This window comes from Rhodospirillaceae bacterium, from assembly GCA_028819475.1.
GTDB lineage: Bacteria > Pseudomonadota > Alphaproteobacteria > Bin65 > Bin65 > Bin65.
This window is the reverse complement of record JAPPLJ010000043.1, coordinates 1-24,668: the sequence shown is the minus strand read 5'-3', so window position 1 is coordinate 24,668 and position 24,668 is coordinate 1. Positions and strand designations below refer to the sequence as shown.

General features: G+C 67.5%; 22 protein-coding genes. 16 read left to right on the top strand and 6 right to left on the bottom strand.

Translation table 11 applies throughout. The features are described from left to right. The first annotated feature begins 113 nt into the window (after positions 1-113). The 3 genes from carA (at position 114) to greA (ending at position 5,197) form a co-directional block, all read left to right on the top strand. Positions 114-1,349, top strand: coding sequence for a glutamine-hydrolyzing carbamoyl-phosphate synthase small subunit (carA, locus tag OXM58_13560; GenBank protein ID MDE0149391.1), 1,236 nt, complete (start codon positions 114-116; stop codon positions 1,347-1,349). Next, a complete protein-coding gene (gene carB / locus OXM58_13555; GenBank protein MDE0149390.1) occupies positions 1,350-4,607 on the top strand; it encodes a carbamoyl-phosphate synthase large subunit in 3,258 nt (1,085 codons plus the stop codon). It abuts the gene before it with no gap. A gap of 116 nt (positions 4,608-4,723) precedes the next feature. Beyond that, the gene (gene greA / locus OXM58_13550) at positions 4,724-5,197 is read left to right on the top strand and encodes a transcription elongation factor GreA (protein MDE0149389.1); all 474 of its coding nucleotides are present in this window, start codon (positions 4,724-4,726) and stop codon (positions 5,195-5,197) included. A 198-nt stretch (positions 5,198-5,395) separates the two neighbouring features. On the opposite strand, the gene OXM58_13545 is transcribed toward greA, so the two are convergent. Next, the gene (locus tag OXM58_13545; protein ID MDE0149388.1) at positions 5,396-6,010 is read right to left on the bottom strand and encodes a GNAT family protein; all 615 of its coding nucleotides are present in this window, start codon (positions 6,008-6,010) and stop codon (positions 5,396-5,398) included. Next, on the bottom strand, positions 6,007-8,115 hold the full coding sequence (locus OXM58_13540; GenBank protein ID MDE0149387.1) for an acetate--CoA ligase family protein: 2,109 nt from the start codon (positions 8,113-8,115) through the stop codon (positions 6,007-6,009). The genes OXM58_13545 and OXM58_13540 overlap by 4 nt, the downstream gene beginning before the upstream one ends. Positions 8,116-8,928: 813 nt before the next feature. Here OXM58_13540 and OXM58_13535 point away from each other — a divergent pair. Beyond that, complete coding sequence (locus tag OXM58_13535; protein ID MDE0149386.1) at positions 8,929-9,771, top strand: SDR family oxidoreductase; 843 nt, start codon at positions 8,929-8,931, stop codon at positions 9,769-9,771. 20 nt (positions 9,772-9,791) lie between these two features. On the opposite strand, the gene OXM58_13530 is transcribed toward OXM58_13535, so the two are convergent. Then, positions 9,792-10,694, bottom strand: a complete 903-nt coding sequence (locus OXM58_13530) for a squalene/phytoene synthase family protein (GenBank protein ID MDE0149385.1) — start codon at positions 10,692-10,694, stop codon at positions 9,792-9,794. 79 nt (positions 10,695-10,773) lie between these two features. On the opposite strand from OXM58_13530, the gene OXM58_13525 reads away from it, so the two are divergent. Continuing rightward, entirely contained in the window at positions 10,774-11,391 is a 618-nt protein-coding gene (locus tag OXM58_13525; protein ID MDE0149384.1) for a urate hydroxylase PuuD, read from the top strand. Positions 11,392-11,596: 205 nt separating this feature from the next. Here the strand turns inward: OXM58_13525 and OXM58_13520 are convergent, their stop codons facing one another. From OXM58_13520 to apaG, 3 genes are all read right to left on the bottom strand, one after another. After that, positions 11,597-11,989, bottom strand: coding sequence for an Mth938-like domain-containing protein (locus OXM58_13520; protein MDE0149383.1), 393 nt, complete (start codon positions 11,987-11,989; stop codon positions 11,597-11,599). Positions 11,990-12,052: 63 nt separating this feature from the next. Then, on the bottom strand, positions 12,053-13,018 hold the full coding sequence (secF, locus tag OXM58_13515; protein ID MDE0149382.1) for a protein translocase subunit SecF: 966 nt from the start codon (positions 13,016-13,018) through the stop codon (positions 12,053-12,055). 31 nt (positions 13,019-13,049) lie between these two features. Continuing rightward, entirely contained in the window at positions 13,050-13,442 is a 393-nt protein-coding gene (gene apaG / locus OXM58_13510; GenBank protein MDE0149381.1) for a Co2+/Mg2+ efflux protein ApaG, read from the bottom strand. Between the two features lie 165 nt (positions 13,443-13,607). On the opposite strand from apaG, the gene cmk reads away from it, so the two are divergent. From cmk to OXM58_13455, 11 genes are all read left to right on the top strand, one after another. Beyond that, a complete protein-coding gene (gene cmk / locus OXM58_13505; GenBank protein ID MDE0149380.1) occupies positions 13,608-14,312 on the top strand; it encodes a (d)CMP kinase in 705 nt (234 codons plus the stop codon). Positions 14,313-14,355: 43 nt separating this feature from the next. Continuing rightward, a complete protein-coding gene (gene rpsA / locus OXM58_13500; protein MDE0149379.1) occupies positions 14,356-16,149 on the top strand; it encodes a 30S ribosomal protein S1 in 1,794 nt (597 codons plus the stop codon). Positions 16,150-16,403: 254 nt separating this feature from the next. After that, entirely contained in the window at positions 16,404-17,582 is a 1,179-nt protein-coding gene (locus OXM58_13495; protein MDE0149378.1) for a 2'-deoxycytidine 5'-triphosphate deaminase, read from the top strand. Positions 17,583-17,657: 75 nt separating this feature from the next. Beyond that, a complete protein-coding gene (locus OXM58_13490) occupies positions 17,658-17,990 on the top strand; it encodes a DUF2312 domain-containing protein (protein ID MDE0149377.1) in 333 nt (110 codons plus the stop codon). A 274-nt stretch (positions 17,991-18,264) separates the two neighbouring features. Beyond that, the gene (locus OXM58_13485; GenBank protein ID MDE0149376.1) at positions 18,265-19,431 is read left to right on the top strand and encodes an aromatic ring-hydroxylating dioxygenase subunit alpha; all 1,167 of its coding nucleotides are present in this window, start codon (positions 18,265-18,267) and stop codon (positions 19,429-19,431) included. A gap of 33 nt (positions 19,432-19,464) precedes the next feature. Then, positions 19,465-19,788, top strand: a complete 324-nt coding sequence (locus OXM58_13480) for a hypothetical protein (protein MDE0149375.1) — start codon at positions 19,465-19,467, stop codon at positions 19,786-19,788. 117 nt (positions 19,789-19,905) lie between these two features. Then, on the top strand, positions 19,906-20,901 hold the full coding sequence (locus tag OXM58_13475) for a 4Fe-4S dicluster domain-containing protein (GenBank protein MDE0149374.1): 996 nt from the start codon (positions 19,906-19,908) through the stop codon (positions 20,899-20,901). 98 nt (positions 20,902-20,999) lie between these two features. Then, on the top strand, positions 21,000-22,061 hold the full coding sequence (gene dctP / locus OXM58_13470; protein ID MDE0149373.1) for a TRAP transporter substrate-binding protein DctP: 1,062 nt from the start codon (positions 21,000-21,002) through the stop codon (positions 22,059-22,061). An 89-nt stretch (positions 22,062-22,150) separates the two neighbouring features. Further along, complete coding sequence (locus OXM58_13465) at positions 22,151-22,786, top strand: TRAP transporter small permease (protein ID MDE0149372.1); 636 nt, start codon at positions 22,151-22,153, stop codon at positions 22,784-22,786. Then, positions 22,786-24,144 (top strand): TRAP transporter large permease, encoded by a 1,359-nt coding sequence (locus OXM58_13460; protein ID MDE0149371.1) that lies wholly within the window; start codon positions 22,786-22,788, stop codon positions 24,142-24,144. Before OXM58_13465 ends, OXM58_13460 begins: the two co-directional genes overlap by 1 nt. Positions 24,145-24,232: 88 nt before the next feature. Further along, on the top strand, positions 24,233-24,523 hold the full coding sequence (locus OXM58_13455) for a DUF1330 domain-containing protein (GenBank protein ID MDE0149370.1): 291 nt from the start codon (positions 24,233-24,235) through the stop codon (positions 24,521-24,523). Positions 24,524-24,668 lie beyond the last annotated feature (145 nt).

The following is a 24,668-nucleotide window of genomic DNA, read 5'->3' as shown; positions in this document are numbered from 1 at the left end:
TGTAGGCGCCTGCGCTTGACCGGCAAGGCCCCCCTTTCCTACCTAACGCCGGCCGGTCCGGCTCTCCGATACGGCGATTTCCGACGAATACGGCCAAAGACAGCGGGCTGCCGATGCAGACGTCCCCTTCGCCCGACACGACCGCGGGCCCCGGCGGCGGGCCTTCGGCAGGAATCGTTCCCGACCGGCCGGCCCCGAAGCGGCCGGAGTGGGCGACGGCCGGCCTGTTCCTGGACGACGGCACGGTATTCTGGGGCCGGGGCGCCGGCGCGGCGAAGACGGTGCTGGGCGAGCTGTGTTTCAACACCTCGCTCACCGGCTACCAGGAAATCCTCACCGACCCGTCCTACGCCGCCCAGATCATCGCCTTCACCTTTCCGCATATCGGCAATGTCGGCACCAACGCCGAGGATATCGAGACGGCGACCCCGGCGGCGCTCGGCGGCGTGTTCCGCGCCGATATCACCGACCCGTCCAACTACCGCAGCGCGCAGCATCTGGACGGCTGGCTCAAGAGCCACGATCTGCCGGCGATCGCCGGCGTCGACACAAGGCGGCTGACCCGGCGCCTGCGCGACGGCGGCGCGGCCAACGCCGTGCTGCGCCACGATCCCGGCGGCGATTTCCCGGTCGGCGACCTGATCGACAACGCCCGCGCTTGGCCGGGGCTGGAAGGCATGGACCTGGCCAAGGACGTCTCCTGCATCCAGACCTACAACTGGGACGAGACCGGCTGGGTGTGGGGCGAGGGCTACGGCCGGCAGTCCGAACCGCGCTTCCACGTCGTCGCGATGGATTTCGGCGCCAAGCGCAACATCCTGCGCAGCCTGGCCGCGCTCGGCTGCCGGGTCACGGTCGTGCCCGCGACGGCGAGCGCCGAGGAAATCCTGCGCCACGCGCCCGACGGCGTGTTCCTGTCCAACGGGCCGGGCGATCCCGCAGCAACCGGCGCTTACGCCGTGCCGGTGATCCGGCAAGTGCTGAAATTCGATCTGCCGGTCTTCGGCATCTGCCTCGGCCACCAGATGCTGGCGCTGGCGCTCGGCGGGCAGACCCGCAAGATGCATCACGGCCATCGCGGCGCCAACCATCCGGTCAAGGACCTGGAGACCGGCAAGGTCGAGATCACCAGCCAGAACCACGGCTTCGAGGTCGACGCCGAAAGCCTGCCCGCCGGCGTGACCATGACTCATAAGTCCCTGTTCGACGGCTCCTGCGAGGGCCTGAAGGTCGAGGGCAGGCCGGTCTTCAGCGTGCAATACCACCCGGAGGCCAGCCCCGGCCCCCAGGACAGCGCCTACCTGTTCGAGCGCTTCGTGGCGGATATGGCGGAAGCGGGACAGGCGTAGATGCCCCGCCGCACCGACATAGCCTCGATCCTCATCATCGGCGCCGGCCCGATCATCATCGGGCAGGCCTGCGAGTTCGACTATTCGGGGACGCAGGCCGTCAAGGCGCTGAAAGACGAAGGCTACCGGGTCATCCTGGTCAATTCCAACCCGGCGACCATCATGACCGATCCGGGCCTGGCCGACGCGACCTATGTCGAGCCGATTACGCCGGAGATCGTCGAGCGGATTCTCGAAAAGGAAAAGCCGGACGCGCTGCTGCCGACCATGGGCGGCCAGACCGCGCTCAACACCGCGCTGGCGCTGGCCGAAAGCGGCGCGCTGGAGCGCCATGGCGTCGAGCTGATCGGCGCCAACCGGGGGGCCATCGCCAAGGCCGAGGACCGGCTGCAGTTCCGCGAGGCGATGGCGCGCATCGGCCTGGAGAGCCCGAAAAGCGCCCTGGTCGGCAGCCAGAAGGAAGCGCGCGCCGCGCTCGACAATATCGGCCTGCCGGTCATCATCCGGCCGTCCTACACGCTCGGCGGCACCGGCGGCGGCGTCGCCTACAACCGCAGCGAGTTCCGCGACATCGTCGGCCGCGGCCTGCGGGCTTCGCCGGTCAGCCAGGTGCTGATCGAGGAATCGGTCCTCGGCTGGAAGGAGTTCGAGATGGAGGTGGTTCGCGACCGGGCGGACAACTGCATCATCGTCTGCTCGATCGAGAATCTCGACCCGATGGGCATCCACACCGGCGACAGCATCACGATCGCGCCGGCGCTGACGCTCACCGACAAGGAATACCAGATGATGCGCAACGCCTCGATTGCGGTGTTGCGCGAGATCGGCGTCGATACCGGCGGCTCGAACGTGCAGTTCGCCGTCGATCCGGCGACCGGCCGCCAGGTCATCATCGAGATGAACCCGCGGGTCAGCCGCTCGTCTGCCCTGGCGTCGAAGGCGACCGGATTCCCGATTGCCAAGGTCGCGGCCCGGCTCGCCGTCGGCTACACGCTGGACGAAATCCGCAACGACATCACCGGCGTCACCCCGGCCTCCTTCGAGCCGACCATCGACTATGTCGTCACCAAGATGCCGCGCTTCACCTTCGAGAAGTTCGCGGGCGCCGAGCCGATACTGACCACGGCGATGAAATCGGTCGGCGAGGCCATGGCGATCGGCCGGACCTTTGCGGAATCCCTGCAGAAGGCCTGCCGCTCGATGGAAACGGGCCTCACCGGCCTCGATCCCGTCGAGGTCTCCGGCGGCCGGGACGCCATGATCGCCCGGCTGGCCGAGCCGACGCCGGACCGGCTGCTCGTCGTCGCCCAGGCGATGCGCGACGGCTTCGGCGACGACGCGATCCACGCCGCCTGCCGGATCGATCCCTGGTTCCTCGCCCGCATCCGCGAGATCGTCGAGGCGGAAGGGCAGGTCGAACGCATCGGCCTGCCCGGCGACCCCGATGCGCTCGGCCGCCTCAAGGGCCTCGGCTTTTCCGACGCCCGGCTGGCGGCACTGACCGGCGCCCGCGAGGCCGAGGTCGCCGCGGCGCGCCGGGCCGCCGGGGTCCGGCCGGTCTACAAACGCATCGACACCTGCGCCGCCGAGTTCGCCTCGATCACGCCCTACATGTACTCCTGCTACGAAAGCGGCCCGGATCCCGAATGCGAGGCCGAGCCCTCGGACCGCGAGAAGGTCATCATCCTGGGCGGCGGGCCGAACCGGATCGGCCAGGGCATCGAGTTCGACTATTGCTGCGTCCATGCGGTCTACGCCCTCGCCGAGGCGGGCTACGAGACGATCATGGTCAACTGCAACCCGGAGACCGTCTCGACCGACTACGACACCTCCGACCGGCTGTATTTCGAACCGCTGACCGCCGAGGACGCGATCGAGATCTGCCGGAAGGAGCAATCCGCCGGCCGGCTCAAGGGCGTGATCGTGCAGTATGGCGGCCAGACGCCGCTCAAGCTCGCCCACGCGCTGGCCGATGCCGGCGTGCCGATCCTCGGCACCTCGCCCGACGCCATTGACCTCGCCGAGGACCGGGACCGCTTCCAGCGCCTGCTCCACGAGATCGGCCTGCGCCAGCCCAACAACGGCACGGCGACCTCGATGGAGCAGGCCGTCGGCGTCGCCGGGAAGATCGGCTATCCGGTGCTGCTGCGCCCGTCCTACGTCCTGGGCGGCCGGGCGATGGAAATCGTCCACGACGAGGCCGGCCTGCGCCGTTATGTGACCGAGGCCGTCCGCGTCTCCGGCGACAACCCGGTGCTGATCGACGGCTATCTCCAGGACGCCATCGAGGTCGATATCGATGCGGTCTCGGACGGCGAGAGCGTGCGCATCGCCGGCATCATGGAGCATATCGAGGAAGCCGGCATCCATTCCGGCGATTCCGCCTGCGCCCTGCCGCCCCATTCCCTGTCGGCGGCGATGCTGGCGGAAATCGAGCGCCAGGCCGAAAGCCTGGCCGCTGCATTGGGCGTGGTCGGCCTGATGAACATCCAGGTCGCGGTCAAGGACGAGACGGTCTACATCCTGGAGGTCAATCCGCGCGCCAGCCGGACGGTGCCTTTCGTCGCCAAGGCGACGGGCGCGCCGGTCGCCAAGATCGCGGCGCGGGTCATGGCGGGCGAGACGCTGGACGGCTTCGAGATCGGCATGACGCCGGCGAACGGCCCGGGGAACGGTCCGGGGAAAGGTCATGTTGCGGTCAAGGAGGCGGTGTTCCCCTTCAACCGCTTCCCCGGCGTCGACGTGATCCTGGGCCCGGAGATGAAATCGACCGGCGAGGTCATGGGCCTCGACCGGGATTTCGGCCGCGCCTTCGCCAAGTCCCAGGTCGCGAGCGGCATCCATTTGCCCCGGGCCGGCACCGTGTTCGTCTCGGTGCGCGACCGCGACAAGGCGGCCCTCGCCCCGATCGCCGAACGGCTGGTCGCGCTCGGCTTCGACCTGCTGGCGACCCGCGGCACGGCGCGCGACCTCAACGCAAGGGGCATCCCGGCGCGGCAGGTCAACAAGGTGCTGGAGGGCCGGCCGCACATCGTCGACGCGATGACCGACGGCGGCGTACAGCTCGTCTTCAACACCACCGAGGGGGCGCAGGCGATCCGGGACAGCTTCTCGCTCCGGCAGACGGCGCTGCTGCAGGAAATTCCCTACTACACGACGATGGCCGGCGCCCGGGCCGCGGTGCAGGCGATTGCGGCACTTCGCACCGGCGCTCTTGAAGTCGCCCCGCTGCAATCGTATTTCGGATCGTCTTTCTGAGAACCCGACGGCGCGAGCGCGCGCACCATCCCCCGGCGTCCCCCATCGAGACGCCGATGAAGCAATCTGTTGCCGCAGGCGCCGGGACAGCACTTTGACGACGAACGGACCGCCCGATGGATAAGGTTCCGATGACAGAGCGTGGCTACGGCATGCTCCAGGAGGAAATGAAACGGCTCAGGTCGGTGGAGCGCCCGGCCGTGATCAACGCGCTGGAAGAGGCGCGCACCCACGGCGACCTCTCGGAGAACGCCGAATATCACGCCGCCAAGGAGCGCCAGGCGTTCATCGAGGGCCGGCTGATGGAGCTGGAAGACAAGGTCAGCCGCGCCCAGGTGATCGACCCGCGAAGCCTGTCCGGCGATATCGTGCGCTTCGGCGCCACCGTCACGCTGGCAGACGAGGACACGGACGAGGAAAGCACCTACCAGATCGTCGGCGAGGACGAGGGCGATATCGGCAACGGCCTGCTGTCGCTGACCTCGCCCCTCGCCCGGGCCATGATCGGCCGGGAAACCGGCGATTCCATCGAGGTCACCGCCCCGGGCGGCTCCAGGGCCTACGAGATCATGAAGGTGAAATACGGCTGAGGGCGGTTTTTCGCCTCCTGTCGCACCGGTCCGAATCCGGGATTGTCATTTCGACCGAGCAAAGCGAGCGGAGAAATCTTTCCCGCGCAGCGCTTCGGGCCTGTCTCCGTGCAGAAAAGATATCTCCGCTCCGCCCCGGATCAGGTCCGGGTCTCCGGTCGATATGACGGGAAGTGTTCGGTTCTGCCTGCGCCACGATCAGCCGGATTGCTGCGCGGTAACGACATACAGATACCAGTCGGTCACCGTTCCCCGGATGCTCCTGTAGCCCTCCATCCGCTTCTCCCGGCGGAAGCCGGCCCGCTCGAGCAGCGCGCAGGATTGCGTGTTGCGGGTATCGACCTCGGCCCAAATCCGCGCGACGCCGGAGTGCGCAAATCCGATCCGCACGATTTCCCGAAGCGCTTCGGTCGCGTAGCCGCGGCCCTGGAAATCGCTGTCGAGGTGGAAGCCGACGCTCGCGGTCCCGTCGTCGCCTTCGTCGATCCTGATCCGCACGAGTCCGACGATCCGGCCGACATCGCCCGGCTCGATCGCGAAGACGAGTTCGGCCGGCCGCCTCCGCCGCCATGTCGCCATGGCCGATTCGAGGTATTTGCCGATTCCCTCCGGCGTCGGTTTTTCCATATCCATGTAACGGTAGAAGGGTTCCCGTACGGCGTAGCGCCGGATGTGCGGCAGGTCGGCCATCGCCGGCGGGCGCAGCCGCAGCCGCGGCGTCGAAACCCCGTCTTTTCCGGCCCGCTGAACGTCACGCAGACTGTGGCTGCGCGGCTGTACCGGCCCGAGGAATCCGAACAGGCTCCGGTTCATTGCGCCGTCCGCGGCACGATCAGCGCATCGGCCGCCACGCCGCCCTTGGGCAGGGCGACGAAGGGGTTGATGTCGATGCTCTCGATCCGCCCGGCATTGGCGGCGGCGAAGACGGACAGGCGGGCGAGCGCGTCGGCCAGGGCGTCGAGGTCGGCCGGTGGCGCGCCGCGCACGCCGTCGAGCAGCGCCCGGCCGCGGATCTCGCCGATCATGCGACGGGCCTCGTCGGCGCCGAAGGGCGCCAGGCGGAAGCTGACATCCTCCAGCACTTCGACGAACACGCCGCCCAGGCCGAACATGACCGCCGGCCCGAACACCGGATCGTGCACCGCGCCGAGCACGGTCTCGACGCCGCCGGCAACCATCTCGCTCACCAATACGCCGTCGATCCGGGCCTCCGGCGCCTGTTCGGCGGCGCGGCGCAGCAGGGTCCGCGCGCCCTCGGCCACGTCGTCGTCGCCTTCGACATTCAGCAGCACGCCGCCGATCTCCGTCTTGTGCAGGATATCGGGCGAGACGATCTTGAGCGCGCACGGACCGCCGATGGCGGCGGCTGCGACAACCGCTTCGTCCGGCGTCGCCGCCAGGCTTTCGCGCACAACCGGAATCCCGGCGCTCGCCAGGATCGCCTTGGCCTCATGCTCGCCCACGGCTTCGGCCGGCGCCGGGAGCATGCCGGACGGGGCCGCGGGCGGCGCGCTGTCGCTCCCGCGGCCGAAGACGTCGCCGAACCGGGTCAGCGCCGCCATCGCCCGGACCGCGAGCGACGGATCCTCGAAGACCGGATAGCCCAGCCGCTCGTAGGCCTCGACGACGTCGCGCCCGCCGACAAGGCTCATGATCATCGGCACGTCAGGCCAGCGTTCGCGCACCGTGCGGAACAGGTCGGCGCAGGGTTTCTTCATGAAGGGCGTGGCCGGCACCGAGGTCATGAAGACGATGTGGCTGTCGTAATCCGCCTCCTCGATCGTCAGGCCGATATTCTTCAGCATGAGGTCCGGCTCGTTCAGGGCCTGGGCGGTGAAATCGACCGGGTTGTTGGTGCCGGCGAAGGGGATCAGCGCCTTCAGCCTGTCCTGGACCGGCTGCGGCAGGGGCGCGACGTCCAGCCCGTGACGCACCGCATCGTCCGCCATCTGCACGCCGCCGCCGCCGGAGATGGTCTGCAGGCTGATCCGCCGGCCCTTCGGATAGCTGCCGTACTGGCAGGCATAAGCGACATCGACCAGCTCTTCCGTGGTGCCGGCCCGGTAGGCGCCGGTCTGCCGGAACAGGGCGTCGTAGATCGCGTCGCTGCCGGCCAGGCTGGCGGTGTGGCTGGCTGCCGCGCGGGCGCCGGCGTCGGTCTTGCCGACCTTCATGACGATCACCGGCTTGCGCGCATCCCGCGCCTTGCCCAGCGCCTGCCGCAGCCGGCCCGCGTTGCGCACGCCTTCAGCATAGACGGCGATGATCCCGACCTCAGGGGATTCGGCGTAGAAGTCGATGACCTCGCCGAGATCGACGTCGCATTCGTTGCCGGTCGTCACCCAGAAGTTGGACCCGACGCCGCGCTTCTGGGCGACCAGCAGGACATGGGAGCCGTAGGCGCCGCTCTGGCTGACGATGCCGACCGGCCCCGGCGGCAGGTCCAGCATGTCCGGCGCATTGGTGAAGGTGCCGTACCAGCCCCGGTCCATGGCGAACACGCCGAGGCAGTTGGGCCCGACGATGCGCATCCCGCTGTCCCGGGCGATCCGGGCGATCTCCGCCTGCGCCCGCGCGCCGTCTTCGCCCTGCTCGGCGAAGCCGGAGGTGAAGACGACGGCCGATTTCACGCCCCGGTCGGCGCAGTCGCGGATGGCGTCGACGGCGATCGCGGCCGGCACGGCGATCAGCGCGCAGTCCACCGCTTCCGGCACGTCGCGGATCGTCGGGTATGCGGCCAGCCCCTGCACGGTCTCGCGCCGCGGGTTGACCGGATAGATCCGGCCGCCATAGCCCATCGTCTTCATCGAATGGATCGGCCGGCCGCCGATGCGCGACGGCGTGTCCGACGCCCCGATCACCGCGACGGAGTCTGGCCGCAGGATCGGCAGCAGGGAGCGGTTCGGCGTTTCGGACATGGCGTCCGTGATGGCGGCAAACGGCGGCGCGAGAAAGGGAAATCCTGCCGCGCGGGCACCACCCCCGGCCGGCTCCGATCGACTCTTTGCTACCTTCCCCGAGGGATTCCGCTGCGAAAGGGTGTACCGGACGGGCCCAAAGCCGGAAAGCAGCGGAATTTTGAACGAATGTTCAATATCGGCTTCCCTAAGTCTTTGAAATTGCTCTGTTTTTTGGAATTAAACAGACCGTTCTAAATAATATGTTTTTTTGCACCCGGAAGCCCTAACCCTTTGGAATCGTTGGAAACATGCCTTTCGGAAGTGCGCAAAAGCAATCCCGATAGGAAATTTTCCAGCCTCCCGACCGAGCGGGAGCGCCGGGCGACACCGGGGACGGCGCCGCCGGGCAGGATCGGGGGCGCGATGGCCCGGCGGAAGCGGAGGGTCGAACCGGAGGATCGAAGCGGATAACGTCCGGCTGTCAAGCCCGGTGGCGTACAGGGCGGCGGAACGGATGACCGATCGGCGGCGGATCAAAGCGGGAAGGGTGGAAGGGTCCCGCACGGTCCCCCGGCTGTTTCTTCGTTTGCTTCTTTGTTCGGGGGATGTCGGCCGGCCGCGGCGGGCGCACTTCGGGCGTTGACGGGGCCGATATAGGGCGCGGGGTCTGCCGTGTCAAGGCAAATTATCGTAAAAAAGGAAATATTTTTAAGAAACCGGCCCGACGGAGCCCGCCGTATGGGGGCACAGGACCGCACTGTCCTCGTTGCCGGACGGCGCTAAGCTGGCTGCCTCGCAATCCCGAACCCGCGCCCCGAAAGGTCCCTCGCCATGACCGTCCTGCTTTCCGACGCCGATTTCCGCGACACCCATGTCTTCATCGCCGGCGGATCGAGCGGCATCAATCTGGGCATCGCCCACCGCTTCGCCGAATTCGGCGCGAAGCTGTCGATCTGCAGCCGGTCGGCGGAGCGGGTCGAGGGCGCGGTGGGCGAACTGAAAGCGCATGGCGGCGACGTGTTCGGCACGAGCGCCGATGTCCGCGACTACACCCAGATCGACGGCGCGCTGAAAGAGGCTGCCGCCCGGCACGGCCCGATCCACACGCTGATCGCGGGACAGGCCGGCAATTTCGTCGCCCCGGCGCTCGGCATGTCGGCCAACGGCTTCAAGACCGTGGTCGATATCGACCTCAACGGCAGCTACAACGTGTTCCGCGCCGGCTTCGACCATCTGGTCAGGCCCGGCGCTTCCTGCATCGCCATCTCGGCGCCCCAGGCGATCCACGCCTATACCTTCCAGACCCATGTCTGCGCCGCCAAGGCGGGGCTCGACATGCTGTGCCGCGGCCTCGCCCTGGAATGGGCGCCGATGGGCGTGCGGGTCAACACCATCATCCCCGGCCCGATCGAGGGCACCGAGGGCATGGAGCGCCTCGCGCCGACCGACGAAGCCAAGCGGGCGGCCGCCGAGATGACGCCGATGAAGCGCTTCGGCCAGAAATCCGAGGTCGGCGATGCCGCGCTGTTCCTCGCCTCGCCGCTGGCGGCCTACATCACCGGCGGCAACATTCCGGTCGACGGCGGCACCGTGCTCACCGGCTCCAGCAGGATGAGCCGGGGCATGGAAACGGCCTTCGAGGGCGCGGCGCAAGCTGCACGCAGCCGCGCCTGAGCCGGCACGACGGCCACGCCCTAAATTCCCCGTCCCAACCAGCGCGCAGCGAACATGAGCGCGAGCAGGTGGGCCGGCGCCAGGCGGTCCGGGACGGCGAACGGGTCGAAGCCGGCGCGTTCCAGGCGTTTCAGCCAGGCGAGCGCGACCGGTTTCAGGACCAGCAGGCGGTCCGCAGGGCTGCCGGTCTTCCCCGCTTCGGCCAGCCGGTCCCGCGCCATCGCCGCCATGGTTTCGGCCGCGGCCCTCACCCCCGGCGTCGCACGGCGCTCCGCCAGGTCGCGGGCGCCTGCGCCGCCCGCCGCGAGCGCCGATTGCGGCAGCAGCTGCCGGCCCCCGGTAGCGTGGAAATGGGCGGCGCGCAGGATGCCGGCGAGCGCCCAGCCCGTTCCCAGCGCCCGCGCCGATCGCCGGGCCGCTTCGCCCGCCTGCCCGCCTTCGGCCGCCTGCCCGCCTTCGGCCGCAGCCGCCATTGCCTCGGCCAGAAGGCCGCCGGTCTGCCCGGCATAGTCGAGCAGCGCCGCCTCGTCGGCCATCGGCGCGTCGTCCAGATCGCGCATCCGCGCGTCGATCAGGCCGTGCAACAAGTCCGGATCGAGTGCGCCGGCGCGCAGGACTTCGGCCAGCGGCGCGGCCACTTCGTGCTGGCGCACGGGCCCGTCCGCCGCTGCGGCCTCCAGCGCGTCGCGCCACCATTGCAGCCGGATTTCGCCGAGGGCCGCCTCGCTGACGATTTCCCGGGTCCGGGCGATTTCCGCATTGAAGGCGAGCAGGATCCACAGGGCCGGCCGCCGCGGGCGGGACGCGAACAGGGTCGCGAGATAGCGTTCGAAATCGTGCCGCCGCGCCAGCCGGCGGCAGGAGTCGACGGCATCTTCCCCAATGGCGCTTTCGGCGGCGATTCTGTTGCCTTTTTCTTCCATAGATGCAGATTAGGCGGAGCGCAGGTGCGCGGCGGCCGGCCGGGCTCTGCTGGGGTGTAACTTTTCCGGGGCAGACATCATGGCAGCAATTCTGACAAAGCTCAGCAACACGGTGATCGCCGGCATCGTGGCGCTGATCGTCATGTTTATCATCGTCGGCGCCACGGCCGGCGGCGGCGCGTTCGACCACAGCTGGTGGAGCTTCCTGTTCCGCTATCTGCATGTCCTCTCGGGCATCATGTGGGTCGGCCTGTTGTATTATTTCAACTTCGTCCAGATCCCCAACATGCCGAACATCCCGGACGAGCAGAAGCCGGCGATCGGCAAGGTGATCGCGCCGGCGGCCCTGTTCTGGTTCCGCTGGGGCGCCATGTCGACGATCGTCACCGGCCTGATCCTGGCCCTGATGAACGGCTATCTCGTCGAGGCCATCGCGATCGGCTTCATGGACGAGGGCAACAGCACCGCGATCGGCATCGGCATGTGGCTCGGCACGATCATGTGGTTCAACGTCTGGTTCGTCATCTGGCCGAACCAGAAGCGCGCGCTCGGCATCGTCGAGGCGGACGCCGATTCGAAGGCCAAGTCGGCGCGCACGGCCATGCTGTTCTCGCGCACCAACACGCTGCTCTCGATCCCCATGCTGTTCTGCATGGTGGCCCACCAGAACGCCGGCTTCGTCGGCTTCGGCGGCTGACGCCTGACGCTTCCGGCACCCTCCGGTCCGGGGGGCGCCGGCAGAAAAAGGAGGCGGGCTCCGTCATCGGCGGAGCCCGTTCCGATTCTCGCGCAAGCCTTGCCACGGGCGCTTGTCCCGAAATCCGGTGCAGGCGGATAGATTGTAGGGGAGGGTTTCAAACCCTCCCCTACGGTCGGATTGGTCGCGGCGCAGTCCCCGCCGGTCAGCCGGCGGGCAGGGCGATGAGAGCGGCGCCGACGGTCCGGCCCTCGCCGGCGAGGAGATTGTAGGTCCGGCAGGCGGCGCCGGTGTCCATCGCTTCGAGCGCGAGGCCCGCATCCCGCAGGGTTTCGCGCACCGCGGGCGGCACCGCTGCAGAAACAGCCGCGGGGCCGGCGCCGAGGCCGAGGATAAGCAGTTCCATCGACTCGCCGGCAAAGGCGGCGGCAAGCGCCGCGGCATCCAGGGGCGTGTCGTCACCGTGTTCCCAGGCGACGACGCGGTCCGTCAGGATCAGGACCGGCCCGGTCCACCGCACGCCGCCGATCCGGAACCCGCCGGGGCCGTAGCTTTCGATAAAGGGCCGGTCGCCGCGCGGCGCTTCCGTGAGTTCCACCGGGGCGCTCCCGCCGGGGCGGTCTGGGGCGGCCTGGGCGGCGGTCCCGGCTGCCGCTTCGGTCTAGCCCGCGGCCGCCTCGGCGGCGTCGCCGGCGTCGCTCGAACCGTCGCTCGACCGGCCGAGCCGCTTGATGCGCAGGATCAGCAGCAGCGGCACCGCCAGGCAGATCGAGGAATAGGTGCCGATGACCACGCCCCAGATGAGGGCGATGGAGAAGCCGCGGATAACCTCGCCGCCCAGGAAAAACAGGGCGAGCAGCGCCAGCAGGGTCGTGACGCTTGTCAGCACCGTGCGCGACAGGGTGTCGTTGAGCGACAGGTTCATCAGGTCGGGCATCGCCAGCTTCTTGTACTTGCGCATGTTTTCGCGCACCCGGTCGAACACGACCACCGTGTCGTTGATCGAGTAGCCGGCGATGGTCAGCACGGCGGCAACGGTCGAGAGGTTGAATTCGAACTGGAACAGGCTGAACAGGCCGATCGTCAGCAGCACGTCGTGGGTCAGTGCCGCCACGGCCGCGATGGCGAACTGCCATTCGAAGCGGAACCAGACATAGGCCATGATCGCGAGCAGCGCGAGCACCGTCGCGATGATGCCCGCCTGGATCAGTTCGGCCCCGACCTTGGGCCCGACGAATTCCTCGCGGCCGACGCGGTAGCCCTTGCCCAGCGCCGCGGTAACCGTTTCGATCGCCTGCATCTGGCGCTTGTTGTCGCCGGGCTGCTTCTCGACCCGGATCAGGACTTCGGAATCCGTGCCGAAGTTCTGGATCGAGATCTCGCCCAGCCCGAGCGCATTGAGCCGGCTCCGCAGGCCGGCGACGTCGGCCGGCTTCTCGTTGCCCTTCTCGTCCAGAGCCGTGACCTGGAGCAGGATGCCGCCCTTGAAATCGATGCCGAAATTGAGCCCCTGCCCGAAGAACAGAGCGCCGCTCAGGATCAACAGGGCGACCGAAAGGGCGAGATAGATCCTGCGGAAACGGACAAACGGGATGGTCGTGCCGGCCGGCACCAGACGGAGCAGCATGAAACGGTTTCTCCCTGAGGTCGGCGGGCGCCTAGTGCACCATGTTCCGGACGAAGGGGCTGTCCAGCGAGAACATCGGGATGCGGACCTGGAACCGGCTGCCGTCTTCGCGCGTCATTTCATAGGCGCCGACCATGAAGCCGGACGGTGTCGCGAGCGGGCAGCCGCTGGTGTATTCGAAGCTCTGGCCCGGCTCCAGCACCGGCTGCTCGCCGACCACGCCGGGGCCGCGCACCTCCTGCTGCTGGCCGGCCGCGTCGGTGATCCGCCAGTGCCGGTTGAGCAGCTGGACCCGGTCCCCGCTCTCGTTGCTGATCGTCACGGTGTAGGCCCAGACATAGCGGTTTTCGTCGGGCTCCGACTGTTCTTCCAGATAGAACGGCTTGACCGAGACGAGGATGTCGGCCGTCTTTTCCGAATACATGGTCCGAACATGGCTGCACAGGTTGACGCCGGATATGTAGGCAGGTTCCGGCCGCTGTCGAGGCGGCATCTTCGTGCGTCCGGCTCGTTTGGGGCGGCGGCGCCGATTCCGCGCGAGCGGAAAATGCATTAGCTTCCACGGCACAGGATTATCTCCGGCGCGACCATGTCCGATCCTCCGTCAGAGTCCGTGTCCCCGCTCCCGCTCGTCATCGCCGTCGACGGCCCGGCCGCGGCCGGCAAGGGCACGCTGGCCCGGCGGCTCGCCGAAGCGCTCGATCTCGCCCACCTCGATTCCGGCGCGCTCTACCGCGCCGTCGGGCTGGCCGTCCTGCGCGCGGGCGGCGACCCGGCGGACGAGGCGGCCGCCGTCGCCGCCGCTGCAAGCCTCGACACCGGCCGCCTTTCCGACCCGGCGTTGCGCGCACCGGAAACGGGCGACGCCGCCTCCAGGGTCGCCGCGTTCCCCTCGGTTCGCGCGGCCCTGCTGGACTTCCAGCGCCGCTTCGCCCGCAATCCGCCGGCCGGCCGGCGTGGCGCCGCGATCGACGGCCGGGATATCGGCACCGTCGTCGTCCCGGACGCGCCGGTGAAAATCTTCGTCACGGCAAGCCCGGACGAAAGGGCGCGGCGCCGGTTTGCAGAGTTGCAGGCCGCCGGGGCGGACGTTATATACCCGGCTGTCCTGAGCGAGCTGGAGGCGCGCGACGGCCGCGACAGCAGCCGCGCCGTAGCGCCGCTGAAGCCCGCCGACGACGCGGCGATTCTCGATACCAGTACCCTCGACGCCGAGGCCGCATTCCGTGCGGCGCTGGATATCGTGGCGCAGCGTGCGCCGGGGTGGCGACGGCTCGTGCAGGATGTCCGGTAACGGCAACGCATCGGCGCTGCTTTCCGACCCGGCCTGACCGGCGATCCGAAAGGGGACCGCCCCGTCAGGAAGCGATCCGTCGGGACTACAGCCAGGAAGCCGGCCGGAAAACGAGAGGACATCCGGAACCCCCATGACGACTGCGACAGAAACCGCGGCGGCGTCCGGCGAGGACTTCGCCGCGCTGCTCGATGCATCCCTGAAAGACCACGACCAGTTCGAAGGCAAGGTGGTGGCCGGCCGGATCGTGGCGATCGAAAACGACTTCGCCGTGATCGACGTCGGCCTCAAGGCCGAAGGCCGCGTGCCGATCAAGGAGTTCGCGCCGCCGGGCGCGGCGCCGGAAATCAAGGCGGGCGACGAGGTGGAGGTCTATGTCGAGCGGCTGGAAAACGCCAACGGCGAGGCCGTGCTGTCGCGCGACAAGGCCCGGCGCGAGGAAGCCTGGGTCCAACTCGAAAGCGCCTTCAACGACGGCCAGCGCGTCACCGGCCACATCTTCGGCCGGGTCAAGGGCGGCTTCACGGTCGATCTCAACGGCGCCGTCGCCTTCCTGCCGGGCAGCCAGGTCGATATCCGGCCGGTGCGCGACGTGACGCCGATCATGAACACGCCGCAGCCCTTCCAGATCCTCAAGATGGACCGGCAGCGCGGCAACATCGTCGTGTCGCGCCGCGCCGTGCTGGAAGAGACCCGCGCCGAGGCCCGCGCCGAGCTGATCGCCAACCTGAAGGAAGGCCAGGTGCTCAAGGGCGTGGTGAAGAACATCACCGACTACGGCGCCTTCGTCGATCTGGGCGGCATCGACGGACTGCTTCACGTCACCGACATTTCGTGGAAACGCGTCAACCATCCCTCGGAAGCGCTCAACATCGGCGAAACGGTCGACGTGCAGGTGATCCGCTTCAATCCGGACACCCAGCGCATCAGCCTCGGCATGAAGCAGCTGGAGGCCGATCCCTGGGACGGCGTGGAAGCCAAGTATCCAGAGAACGCGCGCTTCACCGGCCGGGTCACCAACATCACCGATTACGGCGCCTTCGTGGAGCTGGAAGCGGGCATCGAGGGCCTGGTCCACGTCTCGGAAATGTCGTGGACCAAGAAGAACGTGCATCCCGGCAAGATCGTCTCCACGAGCCAGGAGGTCGAGGTGATGGTGCTGGATGTCGATCCCCAGCGCCGCCGGATCAGCCTGGGCCTGAAGCAGACGCGGGACAATCCCTGGACGACCTTCGCCGAACAGTATCCGGCCGGCACGGAGCTCGAGGGCGAAATCCGCAACATCACCGAGTTCGGCCTGTTCGTCGGCCTGCCGGGCGATATCGACGGCATGGTGCACCTGTCCGACATCTCCTGGAACACGCCGGGCGAGCAAGCCGTCGCCGAGTACAAGAAAGGCGATATGGTGAAGGTGAAGCTCCTCGAGGTCGATACCGCGAAGGAGCGGATCAGCCTGGGCATCAAGCAGCTGTCGGAAGACCCGCTGGCGAGCGCGGCCGGGTCGATCCGCAAGGGCGCCCTCGTGACCTCGACGATCACCGCCGTGACCACCGGCGGCCTCGAGGTCGAGGTCCACGGCATCCAGGGCTTCATCCGCAAGGCCGACCTGTCGCGCGAACGCGCCGAGCAGCGGCCGGACCGCTTCGCCTTGGGCGAGAAGATCGACGCGAAGGTCACCAACTTCGACAAGAGCGCCCGCAAGCTTTCCCTGTCGGTCAAGGCGCGGGAAATCGCCGAGGACAAGGAGGCCATGGAGCAGTTCGGCTCGTCCGATTCCGGCGCCTCGCTGGGCGATATCCTCGGCGCCGCGCTCAACAAGGCGAAGAAGGACGGATAGGGCGCCGGGTTTGGCCCGCCCTTGCGGCGCGGCGGCTGCCGGCGGGTGCCGGCCGGCCGTGGCGGGACGGCGTCTTTGTGGATTGCGTGAATTGGGTGCGTAACCGGCGCAAAGCGTTGCCTGCCAATATTTTTCCGCAACCGGGCCTTGGGAAAACCAGCGGCGCAAATTCCGGATGGAATGGAGTAACTTCCTGATTTAACTGGTTTTTCGGCTATGGCATGGTGTGCAGAGCCGATAGCCGTACCGTGCGCATGGAATCTCGACCGACCCCTGCCGGCGACATCGACCTGTTCGGTTCCGAAACCCCCGACGCCGCGGCGGAGGGCGACAGGTCGCGCCCGAATACCGGGATCTATCCGTCCCAGGAAATCGAGGGCCTGATCCGCGGCCGGAAGATCCTGGCGTCCGAGACGATCGGCGACCCGCAGATCCAGCCGGCAAGCCTCGACCTCCGGCTCGGCAGGACCGCCTACCGGGTCAACGCCAGCTTCCTGCCCGGGCCGGACCACAGCGTCAGGGACCGGATCGACGCCTTTGCGCAATACGAGATCGACCTCGCCGACGGCGGGGTCCTGGAACAGGGGCATGTTTATATCGTGCCGCTGCTGGAGCAGCTCGATCTGCCCAAGCCCCTGAACGCCTATGCCAACCCCAAGAGCTCGGCGGGGCGGCTGGACATCTTCACCCGCGTCATCACCGACTATTCGACCGCGTTCGACCGCATCGCGGCCGGCTATTGCGGCGCGCTGTATGCCGAAATCTCGCCGCGCACCTTCAGCGTGCGGGTGCGGACCGGCACCAGGCTCAACCAGCTCCGGCTGCGTCGCGGCGCGCCGACGCTCAGCAAGACGGCGATGCGCGCGCTGCAGACCGAGCGCAAGCTCTCGACCGACGGTCCGGAAATCACGCTGGAGGGCGACAAGCTCAACATATCGCTCGACCTCAGCGGCAGCGGGCCGGACGCCATCGTCGGCTACAAGGCGAAAAAGAACTGCGACGTCATCGACGTCGACAGGGTCGGCCATTATCCGGCGGCGGACTTCTGGGAGCCGATCCGCGCGCCGGCGGACGGCGGATTCGTCCTCAATGTCGACGACTTCTACATCCTGGCGTCCAGGGAAGCGGTCTCCGTGCCGCCGGACCATGCCGCCGAGATGATCCCCTACGACACGCTGGTCGGCGAATTCCGGGTCCACTATGCCGGCTTCTTCGACCCCGGTTTCGGCAGCCCCGAGGCCGGCGGAACCGGCAGTAAGGCCGTCCTCGAAGTCCGGCCCCACGAGGTGCCGTTCTTCGTCGAGGACGGGCAGGTCGTCGGCCGGCTGGTCTATGAGAGGCTGCGTGCGGTCCCGGACCGGCTCTACGGCAAGGACCTGGGCTCCAACTACCAGGCCCAGGGGCTGCGCCTGAGCAAGCATTTCCGCATGTAGCGGCCGGCCCGTGCCGGCGCGTAAGACCGGCGAGCCGGTATCGCTTTCCCTCTCCCACCGAACGGACCGACGACGATGAACCCTGCCGATAATGCCGCCCTGAACGCCGGCTCCGGCGAGACCGCCACTCCGGAAACCCCGGCAAGTCCCGATACGAGAAATACGATCCGGGCCGGCGGCGTCGCGGGCGACATCCTGCGCGCCTATGTCGAGCGGATCGAGCGTCTGGAAGAGGAGAAGAAGGCGCTGGCCGCGGATATCCGCGAGGTCTATGCCGAGGCGAAGGGCAACGGCTACGACCCGAAGATCATGCGCAAGCTGGTCGCCCTGCGCCGCATGGACACCGCCGACCGCCGGGAGCAGGAGGAGTTGCTCGACGTCTACCGCCGCGCCATCGGCATGATCTGAGGCTGTCGTTCGAGACGGAATTTCGCGCCGCCGCGCTCCGTCGCGACGGACCGGACAGCGGTGGCACCGTTCCGCCACGCGCCTTGCCTCCCCTGGGCGCAGCTGCACGCAGAGAAACCGCAAAATCTCCCCAACCCTGGGGACGCACGGACATGCCCGGCTGACCTAGGCTCCCACGCAATGCGACGGGCCATCGCCGTACGAGCAACAACAGGCGGGCGATGCGTCGCGACTGTCAGAAGACCGGGAAACCGAGACAGGATTGCGGCAAGGGATGTGGTCTGCAAAGTATCCGGATTTGGGCACAAATCCGCTGCCCACCGAGCCCTACATTTCCGAAGAGCATTTCGCACTCGAGCGCGAGCGCGTCTTCCGCAGATCATGGCTCCAGGTCGGCCGCGTCGAGGAAATTCCCCATGCGGGCGACTATTTCGTCCGCGAAATCGCCATTTGCAACGCTTCTGTACTGGTCATCCGGGGCTCGGACGGCGTCGTGCGCGGCTTTCACAATGTCTGCTCCCATCGCAGCAACCGGCTGGTGGCAGACGAACGGGGCTCCTGCGGCGGCGCGCTCTTCTGCCGCCTCCACAACTGGGCGTACAGCGACACGGGGGACCTGGTCGGCGTCCCGAACGAAGAGAATTTCTTCGGCCTGGACCGGCGGGATCACGGCCTGACGCCGGTCGATACCGACATCTGGGAAGGTTTCGTCTTTGTTTATCTGGCCCCCGACCCCGCCGAGACGCTGCGGAACTATCTCGGCGGCGTCGCCGACCGGCTCGACGGCTGCCCGTTCCACGAAATGAAACTGTCGCAGGTCTACAGGGTGGAGGAGCGCGCCAACTGGAAGGTCGTGCTCGATGCCCAGAACGAAGTGTACCATTTGCCGTATCAGCATCGCTGGACGCTTGGCCAGTCGTTCGCGAAGGACGACACCGGGAATTGCTACTTCAAGGAAGTTATTCTCTACGACTATCACAGTTTCTGGTCGTGCGATTACCAGGCCTTCCAGAAACTGACTCCGCTGAAAATCGCACTCTTTCACGGAGGCGACACCGCCGGGGCTCTCCAGGTTCCGGACATGATCGGCGACCTGGACCACTATCTGCTTTTTCCGAACGGCATTCTTTCGCTGTTCAAGGTCGGTCGCTGGATGGGGTGCATCACCTACATGCTGTGGCCGGTCGCGGTCGACCGGACGGTCTGGGAAATTCGGATGCACTTCAGTGCGCCCGCAACCCGGCGCGAACGGCTCCAGCAGGAATTTTTCAAGTGCTTCATTCGGGATACGCTTCAGGAGGATACGCTGGCGCACGAAAGCGTCCATGCGGGCATTGCCTCCCGTGTGCGGAGCCATCTCATCCTGCAGGACGACGAACTGCCGATCCGCCATTTCCACAAGGTCCTGGGCGACTATGCCGGCTACGGTCGAGGCGCATGACCGGTCCGGCCGCGAGGCGGCGGAGAGCAGGCGATGAATGAGCCGCTCTTGCCCGATGCATTCGGGGAGTTGGCCTCGTTTGCGGACTGGGCGCTGGAGCCGGAGCGCGCCCGGACCGAGAAAAGGGCGGCGGCCTCGATGGACGAAATCCGCGCCTTCTACGATGCGATGATACTGCGGATCGACGATATCCTCGCCTATCTGGAAGACGATTTCGGCGGCAACATGCCGGCCGAAGCACACCGGCTCTACCTGATGTCGTTATCGCTGGTCGAGATCGCCACCCTCGTCGAGTTCTACAAGCGGCGGGAGGCCGTCGACGCCTGCGACCCGCTGCGTTACGTAACGCAGTTCTAAGCGCGGCGCGACGGAAGTCCGGTCCCGTCCTGTCCCCTTACGCTCCCCTTACGCGCCGGCCGGTCCCTGGGGTAGTCTGGCCGGGCACCGGGCGAACGGGAAAGGCGGGAGCGGGTCATGGCGGGAACATCCACGGCTGCGGCGGCATGGGCGCCGTCGCCGGAGCAGGCGGCGGTGTGGCCGGAGGTTTCCGGCAACGCCATTAACGGTCTGGGCGAGGCGGCGTTCGGCCCGCCGCGGCCGGTCTTCTGGCGCGACGACGGCCATTCGATCGAGCACACCGGCGTCCTGCGCTTCTTCTACGACCGCTACCGCGACAACGCGAATATCCGCGAGGCGCGCAAATACCGCCAGCGCGCCGCCGCATACGCCGACAGCCCGGTCGCGCCGGCACCGGCGCCCGAACCGGCCGGCGGCTGGAGCGACGCCGTCAAGCGGGCGGCGCGGGACGCCGGGGCGGACGACGCCGGCATCTGCGAATATGAAGAATCCTGGACCTTTACCGACCGGCCCCGGCCGGCCGGGCGCTGGGTCGTCGTCATGGCCTTCGCCCACGAATACGACCGGCTCAACAGCGCGCCGCACGAAGACGCCTATATCGAGGTCATGGCGCAGTACGGCCGCGCCGGCGTCGCCGCCAAGCGGCTCGCCAACTGGATTCGCGAGCGCGGCTTTCCCGCCGAAGCCAAGACCGGCCCGATGACCGAGGATGTGCTGATGATCCCGGCGGCGATCGAGGCCGGTCTGGGCGAGCTCGGCAAGCACGGCTCGATGATCCACCGCCGCTTCGGCGCCAATTTCCGGCTCTCGATGGTTACGACCGATCTGCCGGTAGCGCCCGATGCGCCGGACATTTTCGGCGCCGACCTGTTCTGCCAGAGCTGCCAGGTCTGCACCCGGGCCTGCCCGCCGGACGCCATCGCGCCGGAGAAGCAGACAGTGCGGGGCGCCGAGAAATGGTACGTCGATTTCGACAAGTGCCTGCCCTATTTCGTCGAGAACGAGACCTGCGGCATCTGCCTCGCCGTTTGTCCGTGGAGCCGGCCGGGCGTCGCCGACAACCTGGTCGGCAAAATGGCGCGGCGCTTGCCGCAAACCGGGGAAAAACGCTAGGCTCGGCCCGGTACGCGCAACGGACCGTAAATCGGTTCACGGGAGGTATCATGTGCCCGGCCGGGCAGCCGGCCGGCAACCCGCCAGGAGGAAAGTCCATGAAAACTTGCACCCGCAGCATCGCGCTCGGCGCCACGCCAGTCTTGGCGTTCGGCCTGGCGTTCGGCCTGACATCGGCTTGGGCGCCGGCACAGGCCGCCGAGGTCAACGGCCCGAAACTGACCTGGAACTATTCGGTCTGGGGCAAGAAGCGCGCCTTCACCGCCGGGATCGAGAAGCTGTCCGCCATTCTCGCCGCAAAGACCGGCGGCAACTGGACGCTCAAAATCTACTACGGCGCGGCGCTGTCAAAGTCGCGCGAGAACCTGGACGGGCTCAAGATCGGCGCGTTCGAAGGGGCGATGTTCTGCAACTTCTACCATCCGAAGAAGAACCCGGCGCTGATGGCGCTGGCCCTGCCCTTCCTGCCGATGGCGACCTGGGAGGACAACCGCAAGGTGCGCGAGGCGGTCTACGCCCATCCGTCGGTCGGCAAGCAGCTCGCGCGCTGGAACGCCATGATCTACACCTCGTCCTTCCTGCCGCAGTATGAGCTGCTCGGCAAAGGCAAGCCCCCGGTGGCGCTGGCCGACTGGAAGGGCATGACGGTGCGGGCCGGCGGCGGCCTCGGCCGGGCGATGAAGGTGCTGGGCGCGACCCCGACGACGCCGACGGCGACCGAGGTCTATACCGGCATGCAGCAGGGCACGATGCAGGCGGCCTCCTTCCCCTTCACCTACGCCCATGTCGCCTACAAGATCCACGAACTGGCCGACTGGTACACCATCAATCTGTCGCCCGGCACGTCGGACTGCCCGCTGACCTTCTCGATCAGCGCCTACAACAAGCTGCCGGCGCAATACAAGAAGCTGCTGGAAGACTCGAAGGAAGCGGTCATCGCGGCCCAGATCGACGCCTACAAGAAAGCGGACGCGAAAAACCTGCCGATGCTGAAGAAGAAGCTGAAGGAAGTCCGCTATACGGACGCGCAGATTGCGGCCTTCCGCAAGGCGGGCGGCCGGCCGATCATCGAAGCCTGGATCAAGGAGAACCAGGACAAGTTCGACGCCCGCGGCCTCGTGAAGTCCATGTTCGCCGCCGTCGGCCAGACCTACGAATAGTCTCCGACACAGGCTTGCAGCCCGCCGTCCGCACGCCCTGATCGGGGAGCGGGCGGCGGGCTGCGCCATTTTCCCTCTTCGGTAAATCCATGATCGGGGACGCGCCGGAATACGGCCCGGAATACGCCTCAGGGCCGCCGGACGATCTGCTCGGCCGCGCGGTCTGGCGGGCCGACCGCCTGCTCGCGCCGATTGAACTGGTCTCAACGCTGATCGGCGGGGCGCTGGTCTTCGGCCTGATGATCCTGGGCATGATCCAGATCGTCCTGCGCAGCCTCTTCAACGCGCCGATCTTCGGCTATATCGACATCGTCGAGTTCGGCATGATCGGCTTTGCCATTTTCGGCATCGCCTGGCTCCAGCGCATGGGCGGGCATGTCCGGATGGAGTTGCTGATCGGCCGCCTCAAGGGCCGGTCGATGTGGCTCGCCGAGGCGGTCGGCGTGCTCATCGGCATGATCATCGTCGCGATCCTGATTCCCTATTCCTACCAGCACTTCGGCCGGGCCTGGGAACTGGGCGACAGCACCATCGACATCGAACTGGTGACCTGGCCGGGCAAACTGGCGGTGCCGATCTTCCTCGCCTTGCTGTTTCTGCGCTTCGGGATTCAGCTCTTCGCCTATCTGCGACTGTTCATAAACCCGGCGCTGGCGCCGGTCGGCGCGCCGCACATCAAGACGGTCGAGGAACAGGCCAGGGACGAGATCGAGGGCACCGCCTGATGCTCGGCCTCGACCCGTTCGATACCGGCATCGTCGCGGTCGTTTTCCTGATCGTCCTGGTGGTGCTGGGCGTCCGGGTTTTCGTCGCCGCGGCGTTGACCGGCTTTCTCGGCCTGCTGGAATTGCGCGGCTGGAACGTGGCGGCGGCGATTTCCGGCACGATTCCCCATTCCAAGACCATCACCTATCCGCTCTCGGTCCTGCCGCTGTTCATCCTGATCGGCTTTCTCGCCTTCTACGCCGGCATGACCGGCAAGCTGTTCGAGGCGGCGCGCCGCTGGGCCGGCTGGGTGCCGGGCGGCCTCGCCGTGGCGACGGTGTTCGCGACCGCCGGTTTCGCCGCGGTCTCCGGCGCGTCGACCGCCACCGCGGCCGTGTTCTCCCGGGTCGCGATCCCGGACATGCTCAAGAACGGCTATGACCGCAAGCTGGCGGCCGGCGTCGTCGCGGCGGGCGGCACGCTGGCCTCGCTGATCCCGCCCTCGGCGATTTTGGTCATCTACGCGATCATCGTCGAGGAATCGGTCGGCAAGCTGCTGCTCGGCGGCTTCCTGCCGGGCATTGTCTCGGCGCTGATCTACGCCGCGCTGATTATCGGCATGTGCCTGTGGAAGCCGCAGCTCGGCCGGCCAATCTCCGGATTCACCCTGCGCGAGAAGCTGGCGACCGTCCCCGGCGTCCTCCCGATCTTCGCCGTCGTCCTGGTGATTTTCGGCGCGATCTACACCGGCACGGCGACGCCCACGGAGGCGGCGGCGCTCGGCGCGGCCATCGTGTTCGCGATCTACGTCTTCGAGGCGTTCCGGCAGAAGGCCGTCGGCGAAATGGGCGGCCGGCTGAAGGAAGCGCTGCTGGAGACCGCCAAGCTGACGGCGATGATCTTCACCCTGATCTGGGGCGTGTTCCTGTTCGTGCGCTTCCTCGGCTTCGCCGGCCTGCCGGCCTCCTTCGCCGAATGGGTCACGACGCTGGACATGCCGCCCATCGTCATCATGATCTGCATCCTGCTCGCCTACGCCATCCTCGGCATGTTCATGGATGCGATCGGCATGCTGATCCTCACCCTGCCGGTGGTGTTCCCGGCGGTCGAGGCGCTCGGCTATCATCCGGTCTGGTTCGGCATCATCGTGGTCAAGATGGCGGAGATCTGCCTGATCACCCCGCCCATCGGGCTCAACTGTTTCGTGGTCGCCGGGGTCAGCCGCGACCTGCGCGACGCGGAAGGCCGCTCTCTCGAAGTGCCGCTGCAAGACGTGTTCCGCGGCATCGGCCCCTTCTTCGTCGCCGACGTCGCGACCGTCGGCGTGCTGCTGGCGTTTCCGGGAATCGTGCTTTGGCTGCCGGGCCTGATGGGGTAAGACCTGTCCTGCGCGCTCAACGTTCGGGCCGGGCGGCGTCCCCGCCTGTCGTTTCGAGCGAACCGAACGGAACCGAAGGGGGGAGAAGATGGCCAAGGGATATTGGGTTTCCTGCTATCGCGAGGTGAAGGATCCGGACGCGCTGGCCTCCTATGCCGAACTCGCCGGGCCGGCCGTCCTGCAGCATGGCGGCCGTTTCCTCGTCCGGGGCGGCAAGGTCACGCCCTATGAGGCCGGCCTCGCCAACCGCACGGTGGTCATCGAGTTCGACAGCTACGACCAGGCCATCGCCGCCCGCGAGAGCGACGCCTACGCCGCCGCCCTCGACCGCCTCGAGGGCGCCGTGGTGCGGGATTTCCGGGTCATCGAAGGGGTGTGACAGCCGCAGCTTTCCCTTCGCCGGGATTGCTCTGCAAAAGAAAGCTGACATCGTACGAATCCCCTCCCCTTGGGGGAGGGGCCAGGGGAGGGGTCGCCCGCCGCCGCGCCGATGCCCGATTCCGGTACCGCAACAGGGTCCGCAT